This is a genomic window from Leclercia sp. UBA7405, from assembly GCF_037152215.1.
Lineage (GTDB): Bacteria > Pseudomonadota > Gammaproteobacteria > Enterobacterales > Enterobacteriaceae > Enterobacter > Enterobacter pneumoniae.
This window is the reverse complement of the sequence record NZ_JBBCMR010000001.1, coordinates 1,274,561-1,293,152: the sequence shown is the minus strand read 5'-3', so window position 1 is coordinate 1,293,152 and position 18,592 is coordinate 1,274,561. Positions and strand designations below refer to the sequence as shown.

Genomic DNA, 18,592 nt, shown 5'->3' with positions numbered 1-18,592 from the left:
GCTCAGGGTGCCAGCGTCAGGGTGGCGTCGAGCTGACTTAGCGTCTGTTGCGCATCTTCATCCAGATGGCGGTCGGTCACGATATCGGTCAGCGAGTGAAGGTGCGCAACGTTAAACAGCGACCAGGCGCCATACTTTGAGCTGTCTGCCAGCAGTACACGACGGCGGGCGTTAGCAATCAGATCGCGCTTTAACGCCGCTTTTTCTTCCGTTGGCGAGGTTATGCCTCGCTCCACATCCCAGCCATTACAGCTGACAAACGCAATATCCGGCCAGATGTTTTGCAGCAGACGGCGGCCATGTTCGCCGATGCAGGATTGGCTGGAGTCATCGATGCGCCCACCAATAATGGTGACCTCAATCTGCTTAAACTCTGAAAGAAACAGCGCGATATGCAGATCGCTGGTAATGACGCGAAGCGGCAAATGCGTCAGCTGTCGCGCAAGTTCAATCATGGTGGTGCCGGCATCCAGCACCACCGCATCGCCGGCCTTAACGAAGCTCGCCGCCGCGCAGGCGATGGCATGTTTTTCAGCCAGGCTGCGCTGCATCTTTTCACTGGTGGTGGGCTGGGAAGGAATAAACCGGTTCAGGGTTACGCCGCCGTGGGTACGGCTGATAACCCCCTCCTGATCGAGCTTAATCAAATCCCGACGTATGGTCGCCGGGGAGGCGTCAGTCACGGCTACCAGCTGGTCAACCGTCACCAGATTGTGCCCCTTCAGGTAGTCCATTATCTGCTCTAACCGGTTATATCCCTTCATATTATTCCCGTGTGATTTGCATCGCTAACTGGATAGAAACCGTCATGCTCTCAGACTTCGCTTTACCTGTCCACGCAATGTCGAACGCGGTGCCATGGTCAGCGGAAGTGCGGATAAACGGCAGCCCGGCGGTGATGTTGACACCATCATAAAACCCAAGCAGTTTCAAGGGGATATGCCCCTGATCGTGATACATCGCCACCACCATGTCATACATACCTTCATGGCACTGCATAAAGACCGTGTCCGGCGGGCAGGGTCCAAAGACATTCAGCCCCTGCGCTTTCATCGCCTCGACGGCCGGGCCAACGATAGTGATCTCTTCATCGCCAAAAAGACCATTCTCTCCCGCGTGCGGGTTCACCCCCGCCACGGCGATGCGCGGGTTGGTGTAGCCTACGCGCTTAAGGAAGGTATCGGCAATGCCAATCACCGTTTTTACCCTTTCCGGGTTCAGGGTATCAAGGAATTTGCGCAACGCAATGTGGGTGGTGATGTGAATGACCTTAAGCTGATCGGTATAGAGCACCATCGCGTAGTCTTTACTGTCGGTCAGATGTGCCAGCAGCTCGGTGTGCCCTGGATAGAGATGGCCCGCCAGATGCAGCGCTTCTTTATTTAGCGGAGCGGTGGCAATGGCTTTTACCTCTCCGGCCATCGCCAGCTCGGTAGCGCGACGCACGCAGCGATAGGCCAGATCGCCGGCCTGAGCCTGTACCACGCCGGGCTGCAAGGCCTGCGGATCGGCCAGGGGTTCGTCGAGCACGTTGATGATAGCCGGGCCAAAGTGGGCATCGCTGACTCGGGTAATCATCCGTAATTCGGCCGCAGGTGTAATGCCCTTCTCCAGTACGCGCTGCAGCGTCACTGCGCATCCCACCACCACGATCGGTGCACCAGAGAGTTCCCCCCCGGTCAGGGATTTGATAATGATCTCCGGGCCGATGCCCGCCGGGTCGCCCATCGTTACAGCAATGATATTAGTCACTCATCTTCTCCTCGATAAAATGCAGAACCTCAAGCAGCGTGGTTTCACTACCAAAACCGCCCGCTTTGGTCATGACTGGCCCCTGCCAGCGACAACCTAAAAACCGACCGAAGGGTACGCAGCGCGCCACCTGCCCGGTGATTTCAAACCCTTCGGCGTGAAGCGCACTGGCTACCGCCATTGCCACATCCCCCCCGGAGACATATAACGCTGCCGGGTTGCTGCTCTCCAGCACCTGGCTCGTGAGCGTGCCCAGAAACGTGCTGATTTGCTCACCCAGCGCCGCACGACTCAGCCCGTACTGCTGGCACAGCGCATCAATTTGATGACGCGCGGCGTGATCGGAACAGGTGTGCACCACGCAGTGTTCTCCTGCCGCCAGCGCCACACTAATCTGCTGCGCATAACCGCTTATTCCGTTGCGAAAGAGATCGGTGATGTCGATAAAGATCGAGCGGACGTTCTGCTGCTGGCGTACTCGCATAATTTGCTTTTGCGCGATTTCACTCATCGAGCCAACCACCGCCAATAACGGACGCGGACGCGCCAGGTGACGCGCCAGGGCATCACACAGTCCGGCGGAACCCACCAGCAACGGACGCGGGTCGCAGGCTGCGGCCACGGCCATGATCTGATCCAGATCGTCATCGCTCTGGGCATCCACAATCAGTAATCGGGTGTCGCCAGTCAGGGCTGCGGCCAGGGTCGACGCCGTAACCACCTGGCTTGACAGCGCCGTCTGCTCTGCCAGCACTGCGGCAATCTGCGCATGCCGCACGGGCGTTTTGGGGTCGCTGGCGAATTCGGTTTCCGTCACCGGTAGGCCGAACACGCGACAGACACCCTGCTCGGTGGTACGCTCGGCCTGCGGAAACGCCGGCGCGATAATCGCCTGACGCTGGCCGGTCGCCTGCAGAAGCGCCTCCACTTCCGCCCCGGGATTACCCCGCAGGGTGGAGTCGATTTTTTTCACCTGCCACTGTGCCTGGCGCATTTCAGCACCATAGCCCGCCACCTTTTCAGCGGCCTCTGATGCCGTTAGCGCCCGGCTATCGCTATTAATAACCAGCGCGTCGGCATGACCGGTAAAGGGGGTCTGAAACGCCACACTGACTTTTTTACCGCGCAACGCCAGGCTCACCCCCGCATCGTTAGCCCCGGTAAAGTCATCGGCAATGACTACGACCTCTCTTTTGCTGTTCACTTTCATCCCCACTCCGGTTTGTATTTCTTGTTAATGATTATATTCAATCATGATTGATTATATGTGAGCAAGATCAAGTTATTCAGTTTGTGAATAAATTATAAATTTAAGGACACGATGACTGTGATTGCTTTGTAATGAGCGAAATCAATCACAGACACAGCAACAGGAGATTCATGTGTTAACCATCAACAGTACGATCATCAGCGGCGCGGGCGCTATCCCCGCTATTGCCCCCCTGCTGGCAGGTAAAACGCGTCTATTACTGGTCACCGACGGCAATATCGCCCGTCTGGACGCCGCCCGCGCCATCCGCAGCCTGCTGGAGGCCGATGGCCGCCAGCTCAGCGTGATTGACAGTGTGCCACCCGAGCCCACCAGCCACGACGTGCGCGCCCTGCTGGCTGAAACAAAAGAGACCGCCTTCGATCTGGTGGTCGGCGTAGGTGGCGGCAGCGTACTGGATGTGGCCAAACTGCTTTCGGTGCTGTGTCATCCCCACTCCCCTGGGCTGGATGCCCTGCTGGCAGGCGAAAAACCGCAGGTTCGCCTCCCCTCGTTGCTGATTCCGGCCAGCGCCGGCACCGGTTCGGAAGCAACGCCAAACGCGATTCTCGCGATTCCCGAGCAGAGCACCAAGGTTGGCATCATCTCCCCCGTGCTGCTGCCAGATTATGTCGCGCTGCTGCCGGAGTTAACGACCAGCATGCCGCCGCATATTGCCTCTTCAACGGGTATTGATGCCCTCTGCCATCTGATTGAGTGTTTCACCGCAACCGTGGCCAACCCGGTAAGCGATAACGCGGCGCTGACGGGGCTGCGCAAATTGTTGAACAACATTGAAACCGCCTGCGCCGAGCCGCACAACCTGGCCGCGAAGCTGGAGATGTTGTGGGCCTCTTACTACGGCGGCGTCGCCATTGCCCATGCGGGCACCCATCTGGTTCATGCCCTCTCTTATCCTCTGGGCGGGACGTACCATCTGCCCCATGGCGTGGCGAATGCCATTTTGCTGGCCCCCTGCATGCGCGTGGTTCGTCCGGATGCCGTTGAGAAATTTGCGCAAGTGTGGGATCTGGTGCCTGGCGCCGACACCTCCCTGTCGATGGAAGAGAAGTCGCACGCGCTGGTGGACTACTTCGCCGCCCTGGTACGTCGCCTGAATTTACCCGACAACCTCGAAACGTTGGGGGTCCCGCGCGATGACATCGCCTCTCTGAGCGATGCCGCCCTGAACGTAAAACGTCTGATGAATAATGCCCCGCGCCAGGTCAGCCATGCCGAGGTCGCAGGTATTTATCAGACTCTGTTTCCAGCCAGTTAACTTCAAAGGAGTGTGTAATGCGTAACAACATTGAGGGCGTGCTGACGGCGATCGTCACCCCCTTCACCGACGACGGGGCGTTGCACCTGCCGGGACTAAAACGTCAGATCCAGCGTCAGCTGGCGGCGGGCAACGGCATCTTTTGTGGCGGTACTAACGGAGAGTTCTTTGTGCTGACCGAAGAGGAAAAAGTGGCCGTCACCCGCACCTGCGTGGAAGAGGTGGCCGGGCGCGCACCGGTGGTGGCACATATTGGCGAAATTTCGACCCGGGCAACGATTCGTCTGGGTAAACAGGTCGAGGCGCTGGGGGTGGACGCGGTCTCCGTTATCACCCCGTGGTTCGTTCCGCTCACCCAGGCTGAATTGATCGCCCACTACACCACCATTGCCAATGCGCTGAACGTACCGGTGTTCCTCTACAACATCCCGGCGCGAACCGGCAACACCATCGCGCCTGAGACGGCCCGGGCGCTGGCCGCCCACCCCAATATCATCGGTATTAAAGACAGCGCGGGGAGCCATGAGAGCCTGAGCGGTTTTCTGAAAGCCGTTGAAGATATTGACGGTTTTGACGTGCTGAATGGCCCGGATTCGCTCATTCATCAGGGCTTTGTTGAGGGATGCTCCGCCTGTATTTCTGGCCTGGCGAACGTGGCGCCGAACGAGATCAATGCCATCTGGGCGCGTTTTCGTGCCGGGGATATCGCGGGCTCGCGGCAGGCCCAGGAGAGCGTGACCGATCTACGTACCCGTCTGTACAGCGTCGCTTTTTCGCCTGCGGCCGTGAAAAAAGCGCTGCAGGTCATGGGTGAAGAGGTGGGAGAGAGCCGCTACGCGGTGGCTTTCGATGCGCAACAAACAGAACAGATCCGCCAGATAGTGACGAAGTCACTGCAGTAACCGGCGTTTGCTTTCGTCCATAAGAATTCGGGTGCCCTCTGCGCCCAGGATTCATACGCCCTGAAGAGAGGCTAAGATGAACAACTTTACCGCTGAAGATACCCTCATCATCGTAGGCATTGTGATTGTCTACATTCTGTTTACTACCTGGCTGACGTTCCGGTTACGCAGTAAAAACACCGGTGATTTTATGGAAGGCTCGCGCGCGATGCCGGCGTTTATCGTCGGGATCCTGCTGATGTCGGAATACATTGGTGCGAAATCCACGATCGGTACCGCACAGGCGGCGTTTGAAGATGGCTTTGCCGCTTCCTGGTCAGTGATTGGCGCGGCTATCGGCTTCCCGCTGTTTGGGCTGCTGCTGGTGAAACGCATCTACAGCACCGGCAAGATCACCATCTCCGGGGCGATTGCCGAAAAATACGGCACCAGCACCAAAAACATTATCTCCATCATTATGATCTACGCCCTGCTGCTGGTGAACGTGGGTAACTACGTGAGCGGCGCGGCGGCGATTTCGACGGTACTGAAGGTGAACTTGCCTGTTGCCGCCTTTATCACCGCCATCGTCAGTACCTTCTATTTCGCTTTTGGCGGCATGAAGGGGGTGGCGTGGGTGACCCTGCTGCACAGCGCCCTGAAGTATTTCGGTATCCTGGTGATTATGGGCTTCGCCTTGTCTAAAACCGGCGGCTTTACCCCCATGATTGAACAGATGCCATCTTACTACTGGACCTGGGACGGCAATATCGGCGCCAGCACCATTGTCGCCTGGCTGATTGGCACCATCGGCTCCATTTTCTGTACCCAGTTCGTGATTCAGGCCATTTCCTCCACGAAAGATGTGAAGTCAGCTAAACGTTCCACCTGGATCGCCTTCTTCTTCTGCCTGCCCATCGCGCTGGCGATTGCGGTAATTGGCGTGGCGGCGAAGTACCTGCATCCGGAGATTAACAGCCTGTACGCAATGCCTATCTTCCTGCAGGACATGAATCCGTGGCTGGCGGGACTGGTGACAACGTCACTTGTTGCCTCCATCTTTGTCAGCGTCAGCACCGTGGCGCTCGCTATCGCCTCGCTGGTAGTAAAAGATTTCTACGTGCCCTACCGCAACCCGACCCCGGAGCAGGAGTTTAAAGCGACCCGCTGGCTGTCGTTGTTGATTGGCTTCCTACCGTTAATCTTTGTGCTGCTGGTGCCGGAAGTCCTGAAGCTGTCGTTCTTTACTCGCGCTATTCGTCTGTCGATTACGGTTGTGGCCATCATCGCCTTCTACGCCCCGTTCTTTAAGAGCGCCCGCGGGGCGAATGCCGGGCTGATTGGCGCCTGCGTAGTCACCTCGGTCTGGTATCTGCTGGGCGATCCGTTTGGGATTAACAATATGTATATTGCGCTGGTCACCCCGGCGGTGATTATGGTTCTCGACCGTTTGATCCCCAATAAAGCGGATCGCAAAGCGCCTGCCCCTGTTCAACATAATGGAGTCTGATATGTCTGTAACCGTAACCCGTGACGGGATTGTTCGCCCGCAGCCGCAGGATGCCCGCGTGGAAACGGCCATGCTGCCCTCTTCTTGTCCGCAGAACCATGCCGCCAACCTGCTGCCCCTGCCGGATGGCACGCTGATGTGCGTCTGGTTCGGCGGCACCCAGGAAGGGATTGCTGATATTTCTGTGTGGGGGTCTCGCCTGGCTCCCGGTAGCAACCAGTGGAGCGAGGCGGTAAAGCTCTCTGACGATGCCAGCCGCTCCGAGCAGAACCCGGTGCTGTTCCTCGCGCCGGACAACGTACTGTGGCTGCTGTGGACCGCGCAGATCTCCGGTAACCAGGATACCGCCATTGTGCGTTACCGCCAGTCTCATGATCTTGGCCAAACCTGGGGTGAGATTGCTACTCTGCTGGATAAACCGGGTACCTTTATCCGCCAGCCCATCACCGTTCTCGAAAACGGTAACTGGCTGCTGCCGGTCTTTTATTGCCGCACCCGACCGGGCGAGAAATGGGTCGGAAACGATGATATTAGCGCGGTGAAAATCTCTACCGATCGGGGGAAAAGCTGGCGCGATGTCGAGGTGCCGCAAAGCCTGGGCTGCGTCCATATGAACATTACGCCGCTGAAAAATGGGCATCTGGTGGCGCTCTACCGTAGCCGCTGGGCGGATCATATCTATATCAGCCAGTCGCAGGATCAGGGCGAAAGCTGGTCTGTACCGGAACCCACGGCGCTGCCGAACAATAACTCCTCTATCCAGGTCACCACCCTTGCCAGCGGTGAGCTGGCGCTGGTGTTCAACCACATGAGCGCAGCCGGAGCGCTGGAGCGTCGCGCCTCACTGTATGACGAGATCGACGATGGTGATGACCGTAAAGAGCCAGAAGTGACCGGAGAACGCACCGCCTTCTGGGGTGCCCCGCGCGCACCGATGACGGTAGCCATATCGGCCGACGGCGGAAAGAGCTGGGCGTGGCAGCGCAATCTTGATGAAGGCGATGGCTACTGCATGACGAATAACTCGCTGGAGAAGCTGAACCGCGAGTTCTCCTACCCCAGTATTAAACAGGGTGCCGACGGCACGCTACACATCGCTTACACCTATTTCCGTCAGGCGATCAAATATGTGCGTGTCTCGCCTGAATGGGTTAAGGAGTCATCACAGTGATCATCGGCCATCTGAACGCCCTGCCGCTGGCAGGGCTCCCCACCGCGCTGCTGTCCATCCTGACGCGCGCTGACTGCACCCTGGCGGCGCTTGCGGCCCGGGACGACGGCCGCTGGCAGCCGGAAGGTTGCGCATGGTTTTGCCATATCGGCCCGGCGCAGACCCAGCCGCAGACCCAGCGCCATACGGAGTATCATCACCAGTGGGCGGATATTCAGGTTATGCTGGCTGGCAGCGAGATGATCAACGCAGGTATGCAGTCGCTGGCGCAGCCGCAGGATGAAGAGCGCAAACCGGATCTCTTTATCGCCACCGGCGCTGCGCTCCCGGTCAGCATCAGGTTAACTCCCGGTGCTTTTGCAGTATTTCTGCCCGGCGAGCCGCATCAGGCGTTGTGCGCCTTAGACGAATCCATGACCGTGCGCAAAGCGGTATTCAAGGTGCCGCGCGCCCTGCTGGAGGTGTGACATGCCCAGTGCCATCGTAACGGGTGCAAGCTCAGGAATCGGCGAAGCCATTGTGCATCGCCTGCTTGATGAAGGCTGGCAGGTTATCGGCCTGAGCCGGCGCGCTTTACCCCTGGATCATGCGAACTATCGCTGCGTGAGCGTGGATCTTAGCGACAGCAACGCGCTTGCCGCCGCACTCGCTACCCTGCCTGTACCGCAGGCGATCGTCCACGCAGCCGGGATGATGGCTGCCGCCCCGCTCGGCGAGCTGGATCCGGCCATCAGCGCCCGGCTCTGGAGCCTGCATGTCCATGCTGCCGAGCAACTTTTTAACCACTTTGTACCGCAAATGCGTCCCGGTGGACGGCTGGTTGCTATCGGCAGCCGGACCTCCCGGGGTGCCGCGGGCCGCTCGCAGTATGTCGCCACCAAAGCCGCGCTGGTAGGGATGATTCGCAGCTGGGCGGCGGAACTGGCGCCACGGGGTATCACCGCCAATGTGGTCGCGCCCGGCGCGACCCAGACGCCGATGCTTAGCGACCCCGGACGCGTCTCTTCCCCACCCAGGGTCCCCCCCATGGGTCGCTTGATCCTTCCTCAGGAGGTGGCCGCTGCGGTGAATTTTCTACTGAGTGAGGAAGCGGCCCCGATCACCGGTCAGGAGTGGGTGCTCTGCGGTGGGGCGTCGCTGGGTTAAGGTCATTAAAAAAGCCTGCGGATGCAGGCTTTATTCTTTAATACGCAGCGAGAAGCGCGTAAAACGCCGGATCGGCCTGAATCGCCGCCAGCACTTTTGCTGCCAGCCCGGTAGGATTACGTCTTTTGGACTCCCAGCTTTTAATGGTATCGACGCTGGTGCCCAGCGCTTTTGCCATTTCCGCCTGAGAAACATTTAACTGCGCTCTGATGGCCCTGACATCTGCGATCTCATAGCGGGTTACTCGAGCGGGTTCAGTTACCCCATTCTTGATATCGACCGCCTCTTCAAGAGAAGATTTCAGGTCGTTATAAAAGCTCATGTCATACCTCATTTTTCAGCAATTTGGTTAATTTCTTTAGTTCTGCTTTTTCCGCGTCAGTGAGACTCTCCTTCTCACTTTTCAGGTAAGCCATCAGGAACCAAATAACTTCAACGTTAGCAATAAAGTAGATCACCCGGGCGCATCCACGTTTCCCCTGCGAACCGAGCGCCATCCTGATCTTGCGTAAGCCCCCAGTGTTTTCAATAACATCGCCCCGGTCGGGATATTCGATGAGGGCTTTTTGCAAATTTTTTAGCTCATCATCGGTGGCAATCGCTTTTATCTGTCGAGTGAATGTTCGAGTCTCGATAAATTCTATCGCGTGAGTCATTCGCGTACGCTCCTTGTCATGTACACAGTACACCATTTGCATGTACACTGTACACCTTCAAAAAAAGAACGCGAACAAGCGTGCTTAAAACTGCGAGGCGCTTTCCGGGAAAACGTTGGGAGGGGGATTGGCTGCTTTTAACGCGGGCGGAATTTCACGCCGCCCGCGGGATGTTAGCGAAGAAACACCGTGCCTTTCAAATAAAGCGCCGCCTGGCCGCTCATCAGCACGCGGTCTCCCTTGAGTTCACAGCGCAGATCGCCGCCGCGGGCGGAAACCTGACGTGCGGTCATTTGGGTTTTGCCGAGTTGCTCACTCCACCAGGGGATCAGCATACTGTGCGCGGAGCCGGTGACCGGGTCTTCTGCCACCGATTCGCCCGGGCAGAAGAAGCGGCTAACGAAATCCACTTCATCGCCTGGCGCAGTAACGCACACCATTTTACCCAGCGGTTTCAGCGCCTCGATAGCCGGGGTCAGGGATTCAACCTGCTGCTGGTTTTCCAGCACGACCATATAATCACGCCCGACGCGCACCGCGCTGGACGCCGGAATACCGAGCGCACTAAACAGCAGCGCGGGTGGATTGTCGACCGCGTCGCTGCTCCAGGCCGGGAAGTCCAGCGTGAGCCAGTCGCCGTTACGCGAGACCTTCAGGTCGCCAACAAAGCGGGTGGAAAAGAGGATCTCCGTTGCCGGGTAGTCGAAGTATTCAAAAATGACGTGCGCGCTGGCAAGCGTCGCATGGCCGCAGAGGTTAATCTCATCCTGGGTGGTAAACCAGCGCAGCTCGAAGCCTGCGTCCGTGCGGACAAAAAAGGCCGTCTCGGACTGGTTATGCTGCTGTGCCATCTTTAACAGAATGTCGTCCGGCAGCCAGCTTTCCAGCGGACAGACGGCAGCAGGGTTGCCACTAAAAGCGCGATCGCTAAACGCATCGACCAGATAAAATGCAATTTCTTTCATTGGGTTACCCCTTTGTTATTCACGAATAAACAGCTGCCCTTTCATATACAGCGACGCCTTCCCGCCCATCATGACGCGATCGCCGTTCAATTGACAACGTACCTCACCGCCCCGGGCTGAGACTTGTCGCGCCAGCAGAGTGGTCTTAGCCAACTTGTCCGCCCAGTAAGGGATAAGCATGGTATGCGCCGAGCCGGTGACCGGATCTTCCCAGAGTGCGACGCCCGGTGAAAAGAAACGGCTGACAAAGTCATACTCGCCCTCGCTCGGGGCGGTAATACACACTTTATGTTCACCGGGGATCATAGCGCTGATATTCGGAGTAACGGCTTCCACCTGCTGTCGATTTTCCAGCACCACGACCCAGGCACGGCCTTTACGAGCCTCGACGTAGCGCTCAATCCCCAGCGCGGCCAGCATTTGCGGAGGCGGCGTTTGCTTCTCTGTCGGACAGGCCGGGAAATCGAGCGTGAGCCAGTCGCCGTCGCGGGTCACCGTTAGCGTGCCGGAGGCGGTCTCAAAATGGAGGCGGGGATCGGGGTAACCCAGTTCATTAAACAGGACATATGCCGTCGCCAGCGTCGCATGGCCGCAAAGATTCACCTCCGTGGTGGTGGTAAACCAGCGCAGCGTGATGCCCTCTTTATGACAGACAAAGAAGGCCGTTTCTGACTGATTGTGCTCTTGCGCCATCCTGAGGAGCGTATCGTCCGGCAGCCAGTCTGGTAGCGGACAGACCGCCGCAGGATTACCGCTAAATGGGCCGTCACTGAACGCATCTACCAGATAATAATCATATTTCTGCATCGCTTTTCCGGTTGTTAATGTGATGTTGCATCCTATATTCATGGAAATTGTCCGATTTCACCACCCTTTCTCTAACGGTGATTTTGAGATCTACGTCACAAAATGATTGTCTTTTCACCAGCGATGGTTTTAAGATCGCCTCCTCTTCTTTACGTAACGATTCCCAGACAAAATTATGACAATCAACACTGATTCCCGCAGGGTCGCGTGGCTACGGGTGGTTACGCTTGCGATTGCAGCGTTTATATTTAACACCACCGAATTTGTGCCCGTTGGCCTGCTCTCCGACATTGCCAGCAGCTTTGGCATGGAAACCGCGCAGGTCGGGATCATGCTGACCATCTATGCGTGGGTGGTGGCAATGATGTCGTTACCCTTTATGTTGCTCACCAGTCAGGTGGAGCGGCGTAAATTGCTGATTGCACTTTTTGTGTTGTTCATTGCCAGTCACGTGCTGTCGTTTCTGGCGTGGAATTTCACCGTGCTGGTGGTGAGCCGCATCGGTATCGCCTTTGCACATGCCATCTTCTGGTCGATCACTGCTTCGCTGGCCATTCGTCTGGCCCCGGCGGGCAAACGCGCTCAGGCGTTGAGCCTGCTTGCAACGGGCACCGCGTTGGCCATGGTGCTTGGGCTGCCGATTGGCCGCCTCGTAGGACAATATTTTGGCTGGCGCACCACGTTTTTTGTCATCGGAATGGGCGCGCTGATCACCCTGCTGTGTCTGATTAAATTACTGCCAAAACTGCCGAGCGAACACTCTGGCTCGCTGAAAAGTCTGCCCCTGCTTTTCCGTCGCCCGGCGCTGATGAGCATCTATTTGCTGACCGTTGTCGTGGTGACCGCCCACTACACGGCTTATAGCTACATCGAACCTTTTGTGCAGACGGTTGCCGGCTTTAGCGCCAGATTTGCCACCGTTCTGCTGCTGATATTGGGTAGCGCGGGCATTGTCGGCAGTGTGTTGTTTGGCAAGCTGGGTAATCGCCACGCCTCGTTACTGGTTAGCGGCGCGATTGGCCTGCTGCTGGCGTGTCTGCTGTTGCTGCTACCGGCGTCGGGGAGCGAGTCGAACCTTGCCATTCTGAGCATCTTCTGGGGCGTGGCGATCATGATTATCGGCCTGGGCATGCAGGTTAAAGTGCTGGCGCTGGCGCCAGATGCCACCGACGTGGCGATGTCACTCTTCTCCGGCATTTTTAACATCGGCATTGGTGCGGGCGCGCTGGTTGGAAATCAGATCAGCCTGCATCTTTCGATGTCCGCTATCGGTTACCTGGGGGCGATACCGGCGCTGGTGGCGTTAATCTGGTCAGTGCTGGTGTTTCGTAAGTGGCCGGTTTCGCTGGAAGAGCGGCCGCAACACGGATAAAAAAAGGGTGGCTCAAGCCACCCTTTTTATTAGTGATAGGTCTTAATAATTTCCAGCACACCGTTAATGATGAACTGCACGCCCATACAGACCAGCAGGAAGCCCATCAGCCGCGAGATAGCCTCGATCCCGCCCTTACCTACCCAGCGCATAATGGCGCCCGAGCTGCGCAGGCTGGCCCATAAAATGACGCCTACCAGCGCAAAGATCAGCGGTGGGGCCACCATGATGACCCAGTCAGGAAAGGTTGTATTATCGCGCACGGTGGAGGCGGAACTGATGATCATCGCGATGGTACCCGGCCCGGCCGTACTGGGCATCGCCAGGGGAACAAAGGCGATATTTGCACCAGGTTTATCCTCCAGCTCTTCCGATTTGCTTCTTGCCTCCGGGCTGTCGTGCGCTTTTTGCGCCGGAAAGAGCATACGGAAACCGATAAAGGCCACAATCAGGCCCCCGGCGATACGCAGGCCAGGAATCGAGATCCCAAAGGTGTTCATCACCAGCTGTCCGGCGTAGTAAGCCACCATCATGATTGCAAAGACGTAAACCGAGGCCATCAGAGACTGTTGGTTACGTTCCGCGCTGTTCATGTCCCCCGCAAGACCGAGAAAGAGCGCCACGGTCGTTAACGGGTTTGCCAGCGGCAGCAGGACCACCAGCCCAAGACCGATGGCTTGTAAGAGCTCTACCATAGTGCGTGTCATCCTTTTCCATTCATCAACTCAGGAAGTATACGGTGTTAAAGCGGGTTTAGGCTACGGCGCGCCAATTCTGACTATTTACGCCCGGTGATAAATAATCTTTAGTTATGTAATTGATTTGAAAAAGCTAAAAAAAAGTTCATGAAACGTTTTAGCAAATCGTGGCATCGGGGAATACATTCAGTTGACTTATACTTGCCTGAGCAATAATATCTGCCGTGATTAAACTACTTGCCAGGGCAACCATTGTGAAAAGCACCAGTGATCTCTTCAACGAAATTATCCCACTGGGTCGCCTTATCTATATGGTTAACCAAAAAAAAGACCGCTTGCTCAATGACTATTTGTCGCCGCTGGACATTACTGCCACCCAGTTCAAAGTCCTTTGTTCTGTGCGTTGCGAAGGGTGTATCACGCCGGTTGAGCTCAAAAAGGTCTTATCCGTCGATCTTGGCGCCCTGACGCGCATGATGGATCGACTGGTCTGCAAAGGATGGATTGAAAGACGCCCTAACCCGAATGACAAACGCGGCGTACTGGTGCAGTTGACCAGCGACGGCGCAGCAATGTGTGAGCAATGTCATCAATTAGTAGGGCAAGAATTACACCAGGAACTAACAAAAAACTTAACGGCGGATGAAGTGGCAACTCTTGAGCATTTGCTTAAGAAAATCCTGCCGTAAACAGAAAGAGGTATGACGATGTCCAGACGCAATACTGACGCTATTACAATTCATAGCATTTTGGACTGGATCGAAGATAACCTGGAATCGCCGCTCTCACTTGAGAAGGTGTCTGAGCGTTCAGGTTATTCCAAGTGGCACCTGCAACGGATGTTTAAAAAAGAGACAGGCCATTCATTAGGTCAATACATCCGCAGCCGCAAGTTAACGGAAATCGCCCAGAAGCTGAAAGAGAGCAACGAGCCGATTTTGTATCTGGCGGAGCGTTATGGGTTTGAATCGCAACAGACCCTGACCCGCACGTTTAAAAACTATTTCGACGTGCCGCCGCACAAGTATCGCATCACCAACATGCACGGTGAATCTCGTTATTTGATGCCGCTAAACCACTGTAGTTGTTAATCGCCTTTCAAGACGTATCGAGGAAATCATGAAATTGTTTATCTCCGCCGCCCTCACCCTGTTGGTGCTGGTCTCCGGCCAGAGCTTTGCGGAGCAAACTCCCCGCGCTGTGCAGCAGAATAATCGCGATGCGATGATCCTGCCTTCTGCACATGACCAGTCGCCGTTCGATTTTAACCATATGGGCGCTGGCAGCGATAAATCCGACGAATTAGGCGTGCCGTACTACAACCACGACCTGTAATTCGTATTTGCCCCGCGCTTGCGGGGCTTTTTTTTAGCCCCTTACCTGCGCCGCCCGGCGAAAGCGAAACCCAAAGACGTTGATATAAAGCCCCGCCATAATCAATACCGCCCCCAGCAGTTGCAGTGCACTCAGCTTCTCGTCCAGCAGCAGCGCCGCAGAAGCCAGCCCTACCACAGGAACCAGCAGCGACAGCGGTGCCACACGCCAGGTCTCATAGCGTCCCAGCAGCGTTCCCCAGATGCCGTATCCGACAATGGTGGCGACAAACGCCAGGTAGACCAGCGACAAAATGGTGGTGAGATCGATATTCACCAGACTTTGCAGCATCGCCTGTGGGCCATCCAGCAGCCAGGAGGCAACCATGAAGGGCAGAATGGGGATCAGCGCACTCCATACCACCAGCGACATTACCGGCGGGCGCGACGCCAGCAGCATGATTTTTTTATTGAAAATGTTTCCGCAGGCCCAGCTAAAGGCGGCCGCCAGGGTGAGCATAAAGCCCAGTAACGCTACGTGCTGGCCATTCAGGCTGGACTCTACCAGTACCAGTACGCCAAAGACCGCGAGCGTGATCCCTGCCAGCTGTTTGCCCTGCAGCCGTTCGCCAAAGGTTACGGCCCCCAGAATGATGGTGAAGAAAGCCTGGGCCTGAAGGACCAGCGAGGCGAGTCCGGCTGGCATACCGAAGTTAATCGCGCAAAAGAGAAAGGCGAACTGTCCAAAGCTGATGGTCAGGCCGTAGCCCAGCAGCAGACGAAACGGCACCTGCGGGCGAGCGACAAAAAAGAGCGCGGGAAAGGCCACCAGCAGAAAACGCAGCCCGGCCAGCATCAGCGGCGGCATATTGTGCAGCCCAACTTTGATGACCACAAAATTGAGCCCCCATACGACCACCACCAGTAACGCCAGCAGCCCGTCTTTACGCGTCATACTCTGCCCCTGTTTATTAAATTTTTGTAAAGAGAACCAAGGTAGCGAAAAAAAAGCGTGAAGAACAGATCATTAATTCTGGCAGTCAGGCGAAGCACTTAGGGATAAATTAGGTGCTATACAAGCCGCTTATGCCGTGTTAATCCTGATAAGACACAACAAAATAATCATAAGCAATTGTCGGGCAGGAATAATGAAACCATCACTCAGGCGCTCAACCGCAGCGCTGCTGGCTTCGTCATTGTTATTAACAATTGGACGCGGCGCGACCTTACCTTTCATGACCATCTACCTCACCCGCGTCTATGCGATGAGCGTGGAGAATATCGGTTATGCGCTGACGGTGGCCCTGACGATCGGCGTGGTGTTCAGTATGGGGTTTGGCATCCTCGCGGATAAGTTCGATAAAAAGCGCTATATGCTGGTCTCCATTACGGCATTTATCTTCGGCTTTATCGCCATTCCGCTGGTGGATAATGTCACCCTGGTGGTGCTCTTCTTTGCCCTGATTAACTGCGCCTACTCGGTCTTCGCCACCGTGCTAAAGGCCTGGTTTTCCGATGTGCTTACCCCAGGCCAAAAGGCGAAAATTTTCTCGCTCAATTACAGCTTTCTTAACATCGGCTGGACCATCGGCCCGCCGATTGGCACCCTGCTGGTGATGTACAGCCTGCAACTTCCCTTCTGGCTGGCGGCGCTCTGCGCTGCGCTGCCGCTGGTCTTTATCCAGCTATGGGTGCAGCGTGTCGAAGCCGCTACCAGCGAATCCGCGCCCGTCGCCTGGCAGCCTTCAATACTGCTGAAAGACCGGGCGCTGTTCTGGTATACCCTCTCTGGTCTGCTGGCCTCCTACGTGGGCGGCTCCTTCGCCAGCTGTATCTCTCAGTACGTCCTGGCCGCCGATTACGACAGCGACTTTGCCCAACAGGTGGTGGCGGTGGTCCTGCCGGTCAACGCGGCGATGGTGGTCTCTTTGCAATACCTGATTGGCCGTAAGCTGACGGGTAAAAATATCCGCCCGCTAATGACTCTGGGGACGCTCTTTTTCGTGCTGGGGCTGGCAGGCTTTATGGTGTCGGGCAATAACCTGATTTACTGGGGCGTGGCGGCGGCGATCTTTACCGTCGGCGAGATTATCTATGCCCCGGGGGAATATATGTTGATCGACAATATCGCGCCGCCGGGGATGAAGGCCAGCTACTTTTCCGCACAGGCGCTGGGCTGGCTGGGCGCAGCCTTTAACCCCATGATCACCGGAATTATCCTCACCCATCTGCCGCACTGGTCGCTGTTTGCCATCATGATGGTGGCGATCGTTATTGCCTGGCTGATGATCCTGCGAGGGATGAATGTGAAGGCGTGGCAGGGGGACGTTCCTGAGACAGTATAAAACAGAGGCGAGGATCCCCTCGCCTTGTAGAAATTAGTGGTGCAGCATCTCGTCAACCACCTGCTCTTTGTACATCTCGTTCGGATAGTAGGTTGGCCAGTTATCCATCTCTTTCAGCAGCGCTTCATGCGAGGTGTTGCCCATAAAGATATGGAAATGGGCTGACTGACGCGGGCCAATGGTGTGGTCACTGAACTGAACGAACTTTGGCGCCTTGCTGCTGGCATCCTTACACTCGAACAGATAACGCACTCCCTTCTTACCTGAAGCGTAGGTCAGGATTTTATAACCGTTAGAGACGTATTCACAGCGGCTCACGTTCTTGCCGGTGTGGAACTCCATCACGTTGTTTTCAATTCCGATGGTCTCTACGTCGGTGGCATAACCCGTGCGGTAATAGGCTTTAATCTCGTCAAAAGATTTGCTCTTCTCTTTTTCCGCTTTCTTTTTGAATACCGGGTCTAAATCACCGCTCAGCAGGAACGGATAGACCGACTGCCAGACGCCGTCCCAGTTGGAGAGCGGGCGCTCTTGCACATCTTTATCGTCAAATACGCCGTTCGCCGCTTTCTGTTCCGCTTCGGTCATCTGATGACCGTGTGAATGGGCCCAGGCCTGGCCACCCATCAACAGCGCCCCCAAAGTCATTGCAAGTTTACCAATCTGTCCAGCCACTCTTCTGTCCTCACTCCGTTGTTAAGAGTGAGGATGTTATAATATAACATCACCAGGCGCAACGCCCTTTAAATGGCGACCAGACCGCGTACCCCCTCCTGCTCCATATTCTCGCCGCGGCCACGCTGAATGATGCTCCCCCGCGACATCAGCAGATAACTGTCCGCCAGCCCGGCGGCAAAATCATAAAACTGCTCGACCAGTAAAATGGCCATATCTCCCCGATTCGCCAGCTCGCGGATCACCTGGCCAATCTCTTTGATCACCGAAGGCTGAATCCCCTCGGTGGGTTCATCCAGAATAAGTAACTGCGGCCGACTGGCCAGCGCCCGGCCAATGGCCAGTTGCTGCTGCTGCCCGCCGGAGAGATCGCCGCCGCGGCGGTGTTTCATCTCCTGCAGAACGGGGAAAAGCTGCCAGATATCGTCTGGCACCCGCTTCGCTTCACGCGCCGGAAAGCGCGATAACCCCAGCAGCAGGTTCTCTTCCACCGTGAGACGGGGGAAGATCTCCCTTCCCTGCGGCACATAGGCCACCCCGGCCTGTACCCGCTGGTGCGGCGAGGCTTTGGTGATCTTTTTACCCTGCCAGGTAACCTCGCCAGTGCGGGCGGGCACCAGCCCCATCAGGCATTTCAGCAAGGTGGTTTTCCCCACCCCGTTACGCCCCAGCAGGCAGGTCACCTCTCCGGTTTGCGCCTCGAAGCTCACGCCGCGCAGGATATGACTACCGCCGTAATACTGATTCAGTTCGTTAACCTGTAGCATGGCTGG

The 18,592-nt window shown here is 56.4% G+C and carries 22 protein-coding genes; 11 read left to right on the top strand and 11 right to left on the bottom strand.

Features of this window, described 5'->3' with window-relative positions:
- Positions 1-2: 2 nt before the first annotated feature.
- From WFN75_RS06380 to dtnK, 3 genes are read right to left on the bottom strand one after another with little or no spacing between them, the layout of a single operon-like run.
- Positions 3-764: a DeoR/GlpR family DNA-binding transcription regulator gene (locus tag WFN75_RS06380; RefSeq protein WP_040075740.1), complete on the bottom strand. Its 762-nt coding sequence runs from the start codon at positions 762-764 to the stop codon at positions 3-5.
- A 1-nt stretch (position 765) separates the two neighbouring features.
- Positions 766-1,752, bottom strand: coding sequence for a D-threonate 4-phosphate dehydrogenase (locus WFN75_RS06375; protein ID WP_207291768.1), 987 nt, complete (start codon positions 1,750-1,752; stop codon positions 766-768).
- Positions 1,745-2,962 carry a D-threonate kinase gene (dtnK, locus tag WFN75_RS06370; protein ID WP_336995831.1) on the bottom strand — a complete coding sequence of 406 codons (1,218 nt, stop codon included), beginning with the start codon at positions 2,960-2,962 and terminating at the stop codon, positions 1,745-1,747. Before dtnK ends, WFN75_RS06375 begins: the two co-directional genes overlap by 8 nt.
- 172 nt (positions 2,963-3,134) lie before the next feature.
- Here dtnK and WFN75_RS06365 point away from each other — a divergent pair, with 172 nt between their 5' ends.
- The 6 genes from WFN75_RS06365 (at position 3,135) to WFN75_RS06340 (ending at position 8,988) form a co-directional block, all read left to right on the top strand.
- Positions 3,135-4,280 carry an iron-containing alcohol dehydrogenase gene (locus tag WFN75_RS06365; protein WP_336995830.1) on the top strand — a complete coding sequence of 382 codons (1,146 nt, stop codon included), beginning with the start codon at positions 3,135-3,137 and terminating at the stop codon, positions 4,278-4,280.
- 17 nt (positions 4,281-4,297) lie between these two features.
- Positions 4,298-5,182, top strand: coding sequence for a dihydrodipicolinate synthase family protein (locus tag WFN75_RS06360; RefSeq protein ID WP_263617764.1), 885 nt, complete (start codon positions 4,298-4,300; stop codon positions 5,180-5,182).
- Between the two features lie 76 nt (positions 5,183-5,258).
- Positions 5,259-6,671, top strand: a complete 1,413-nt coding sequence (locus tag WFN75_RS06355; protein ID WP_040075745.1) for a sodium:solute symporter family protein — start codon at positions 5,259-5,261, stop codon at positions 6,669-6,671.
- A 1-nt stretch (position 6,672) separates the two neighbouring features.
- Positions 6,673-7,842: a sialidase family protein gene (locus tag WFN75_RS06350; protein ID WP_263617765.1), complete on the top strand. Its 1,170-nt coding sequence runs from the start codon at positions 6,673-6,675 to the stop codon at positions 7,840-7,842.
- The gene (locus tag WFN75_RS06345; RefSeq protein WP_286781925.1) at positions 7,839-8,309 is read left to right on the top strand and encodes a YhcH/YjgK/YiaL family protein; all 471 of its coding nucleotides are present in this window, start codon (positions 7,839-7,841) and stop codon (positions 8,307-8,309) included. Before WFN75_RS06350 ends, WFN75_RS06345 begins: the two co-directional genes overlap by 4 nt.
- 1 nt (position 8,310) lies before the next feature.
- On the top strand, positions 8,311-8,988 hold the full coding sequence (locus tag WFN75_RS06340) for an SDR family NAD(P)-dependent oxidoreductase (RefSeq protein WP_327061755.1): 678 nt from the start codon (positions 8,311-8,313) through the stop codon (positions 8,986-8,988).
- 37 nt (positions 8,989-9,025) lie between these two features.
- On the opposite strand, the gene nadS is transcribed toward WFN75_RS06340, so the two are convergent.
- The 4 genes from nadS to WFN75_RS06320 all read right to left on the bottom strand — a co-directional run bounded on the left by nadS (position 9,026) and on the right by WFN75_RS06320 (position 11,416).
- Positions 9,026-9,310 (bottom strand): NadS family protein, encoded by a 285-nt coding sequence (gene nadS / locus WFN75_RS06335; RefSeq protein WP_336995829.1) that lies wholly within the window; start codon positions 9,308-9,310, stop codon positions 9,026-9,028.
- 1 nt (position 9,311) lies between these two features.
- Positions 9,312-9,644: a type II toxin-antitoxin system RelE/ParE family toxin gene (locus WFN75_RS06330; RefSeq protein WP_040075751.1), complete on the bottom strand. Its 333-nt coding sequence runs from the start codon at positions 9,642-9,644 to the stop codon at positions 9,312-9,314.
- Positions 9,645-9,817: 173 nt separating this feature from the next.
- Complete coding sequence (locus WFN75_RS06325; RefSeq protein ID WP_336995828.1) at positions 9,818-10,609, bottom strand: PhzF family phenazine biosynthesis protein; 792 nt, start codon at positions 10,607-10,609, stop codon at positions 9,818-9,820.
- 15 nt (positions 10,610-10,624) lie between these two features.
- On the bottom strand, positions 10,625-11,416 hold the full coding sequence (locus tag WFN75_RS06320) for a PhzF family phenazine biosynthesis protein (protein ID WP_336995827.1): 792 nt from the start codon (positions 11,414-11,416) through the stop codon (positions 10,625-10,627).
- 175 nt (positions 11,417-11,591) lie between these two features.
- Between WFN75_RS06320 and WFN75_RS06315 the strand changes: the two genes are divergently transcribed.
- Positions 11,592-12,788: a sugar transporter gene (locus tag WFN75_RS06315; RefSeq protein WP_207291777.1), complete on the top strand. Its 1,197-nt coding sequence runs from the start codon at positions 11,592-11,594 to the stop codon at positions 12,786-12,788.
- Between the two features lie 29 nt (positions 12,789-12,817).
- Here the strand turns inward: WFN75_RS06315 and WFN75_RS06310 are convergent, their stop codons facing one another.
- Positions 12,818-13,483 carry a MarC family NAAT transporter gene (locus WFN75_RS06310; RefSeq protein WP_040075757.1) on the bottom strand — a complete coding sequence of 222 codons (666 nt, stop codon included), beginning with the start codon at positions 13,481-13,483 and terminating at the stop codon, positions 12,818-12,820.
- A gap of 257 nt (positions 13,484-13,740) precedes the next feature.
- On the opposite strand from WFN75_RS06310, the gene marR reads away from it, so the two are divergent.
- Genes marR through marB form a run of 3 tightly spaced genes read left to right on the top strand, consistent with a single transcriptional unit; the run spans position 13,741 to position 14,821 of the window.
- A complete protein-coding gene (marR, locus tag WFN75_RS06305; protein WP_046885601.1) occupies positions 13,741-14,175 on the top strand; it encodes a multiple antibiotic resistance transcriptional regulator MarR in 435 nt (144 codons plus the stop codon).
- 18 nt (positions 14,176-14,193) lie between these two features.
- Positions 14,194-14,577, top strand: coding sequence for an MDR efflux pump AcrAB transcriptional activator MarA (gene marA / locus WFN75_RS06300; RefSeq protein ID WP_154298843.1), 384 nt, complete (start codon positions 14,194-14,196; stop codon positions 14,575-14,577).
- Positions 14,578-14,605: 28 nt separating this feature from the next.
- The gene (marB, locus tag WFN75_RS06295; protein ID WP_046885600.1) at positions 14,606-14,821 is read left to right on the top strand and encodes a multiple antibiotic resistance protein MarB; all 216 of its coding nucleotides are present in this window, start codon (positions 14,606-14,608) and stop codon (positions 14,819-14,821) included.
- 33 nt (positions 14,822-14,854) lie between these two features.
- Here marB and eamA read toward each other — a convergent pair whose 3' ends face one another.
- Entirely contained in the window at positions 14,855-15,754 is a 900-nt protein-coding gene (eamA, locus tag WFN75_RS06290; protein ID WP_046885599.1) for an O-acetylserine/cysteine exporter, read from the bottom strand.
- A 193-nt stretch (positions 15,755-15,947) separates the two neighbouring features.
- Between eamA and ydeE the strand changes: the two genes are divergently transcribed.
- Entirely contained in the window at positions 15,948-17,144 is a 1,197-nt protein-coding gene (ydeE, locus tag WFN75_RS06285; RefSeq protein WP_046885598.1) for an efflux MFS transporter YdeE, read from the top strand.
- 33 nt (positions 17,145-17,177) lie between these two features.
- On the opposite strand, the gene zinT is transcribed toward ydeE, so the two are convergent.
- Entirely contained in the window at positions 17,178-17,819 is a 642-nt protein-coding gene (zinT, locus tag WFN75_RS06280) for a metal-binding protein ZinT (RefSeq protein ID WP_207291779.1), read from the bottom strand.
- A 68-nt stretch (positions 17,820-17,887) separates the two neighbouring features.
- On the bottom strand, positions 17,888-18,586 hold the full coding sequence (gene urtE / locus WFN75_RS06275; RefSeq protein WP_336995826.1) for an urea ABC transporter ATP-binding subunit UrtE: 699 nt from the start codon (positions 18,584-18,586) through the stop codon (positions 17,888-17,890).
- Between the last annotated feature and the right edge of the window lie 6 nt (positions 18,587-18,592).

What these genes read in the sequence shown, in the direction of transcription:
- urtE (WP_336995826.1), bottom strand. Translation starts at nt 18,586, where the DNA reads ATGCTACAGGTTAACGAACTGAATCAGTATTACGGCGGTAGTCATATC.
- ydeE (WP_046885598.1), top strand. Translation starts at nt 15,948, where the DNA reads ATGAAACCATCACTCAGGCGCTCAACCGCAGCGCTGCTGGCTTCGTCA.
- dtnK (WP_336995831.1), bottom strand. Translation starts at nt 2,962, where the DNA reads ATGAAAGTGAACAGCAAAAGAGAGGTCGTAGTCATTGCCGATGACTTT.
- WFN75_RS06330 (WP_040075751.1), bottom strand. Translation starts at nt 9,644, where the DNA reads ATGACTCACGCGATAGAATTTATCGAGACTCGAACATTCACTCGACAG.
- WFN75_RS06360 (WP_263617764.1), top strand. Translation starts at nt 4,298, where the DNA reads ATGCGTAACAACATTGAGGGCGTGCTGACGGCGATCGTCACCCCCTTC.
- WFN75_RS06355 (WP_040075745.1), top strand. Translation starts at nt 5,259, where the DNA reads ATGAACAACTTTACCGCTGAAGATACCCTCATCATCGTAGGCATTGTG.
- WFN75_RS06380 (WP_040075740.1), bottom strand. Translation starts at nt 764, where the DNA reads ATGAAGGGATATAACCGGTTAGAGCAGATAATGGACTACCTGAAGGGG.
- WFN75_RS06315 (WP_207291777.1), top strand. Translation starts at nt 11,592, where the DNA reads ATGACAATCAACACTGATTCCCGCAGGGTCGCGTGGCTACGGGTGGTT.
- marB (WP_046885600.1), top strand. Translation starts at nt 14,606, where the DNA reads ATGAAATTGTTTATCTCCGCCGCCCTCACCCTGTTGGTGCTGGTCTCC.
- WFN75_RS06320 (WP_336995827.1), bottom strand. Translation starts at nt 11,416, where the DNA reads ATGCAGAAATATGATTATTATCTGGTAGATGCGTTCAGTGACGGCCCA.
- WFN75_RS06310 (WP_040075757.1), bottom strand. Translation starts at nt 13,483, where the DNA reads ATGGTAGAGCTCTTACAAGCCATCGGTCTTGGGCTGGTGGTCCTGCTG.
- nadS (WP_336995829.1), bottom strand. Translation starts at nt 9,310, where the DNA reads ATGAGCTTTTATAACGACCTGAAATCTTCTCTTGAAGAGGCGGTCGAT.
- WFN75_RS06350 (WP_263617765.1), top strand. Translation starts at nt 6,673, where the DNA reads ATGTCTGTAACCGTAACCCGTGACGGGATTGTTCGCCCGCAGCCGCAG.
- eamA (WP_046885599.1), bottom strand. Translation starts at nt 15,754, where the DNA reads ATGACGCGTAAAGACGGGCTGCTGGCGTTACTGGTGGTGGTCGTATGG.
- marA (WP_154298843.1), top strand. Translation starts at nt 14,194, where the DNA reads ATGTCCAGACGCAATACTGACGCTATTACAATTCATAGCATTTTGGAC.
- WFN75_RS06325 (WP_336995828.1), bottom strand. Translation starts at nt 10,609, where the DNA reads ATGAAAGAAATTGCATTTTATCTGGTCGATGCGTTTAGCGATCGCGCT.
- WFN75_RS06340 (WP_327061755.1), top strand. Translation starts at nt 8,311, where the DNA reads ATGCCCAGTGCCATCGTAACGGGTGCAAGCTCAGGAATCGGCGAAGCC.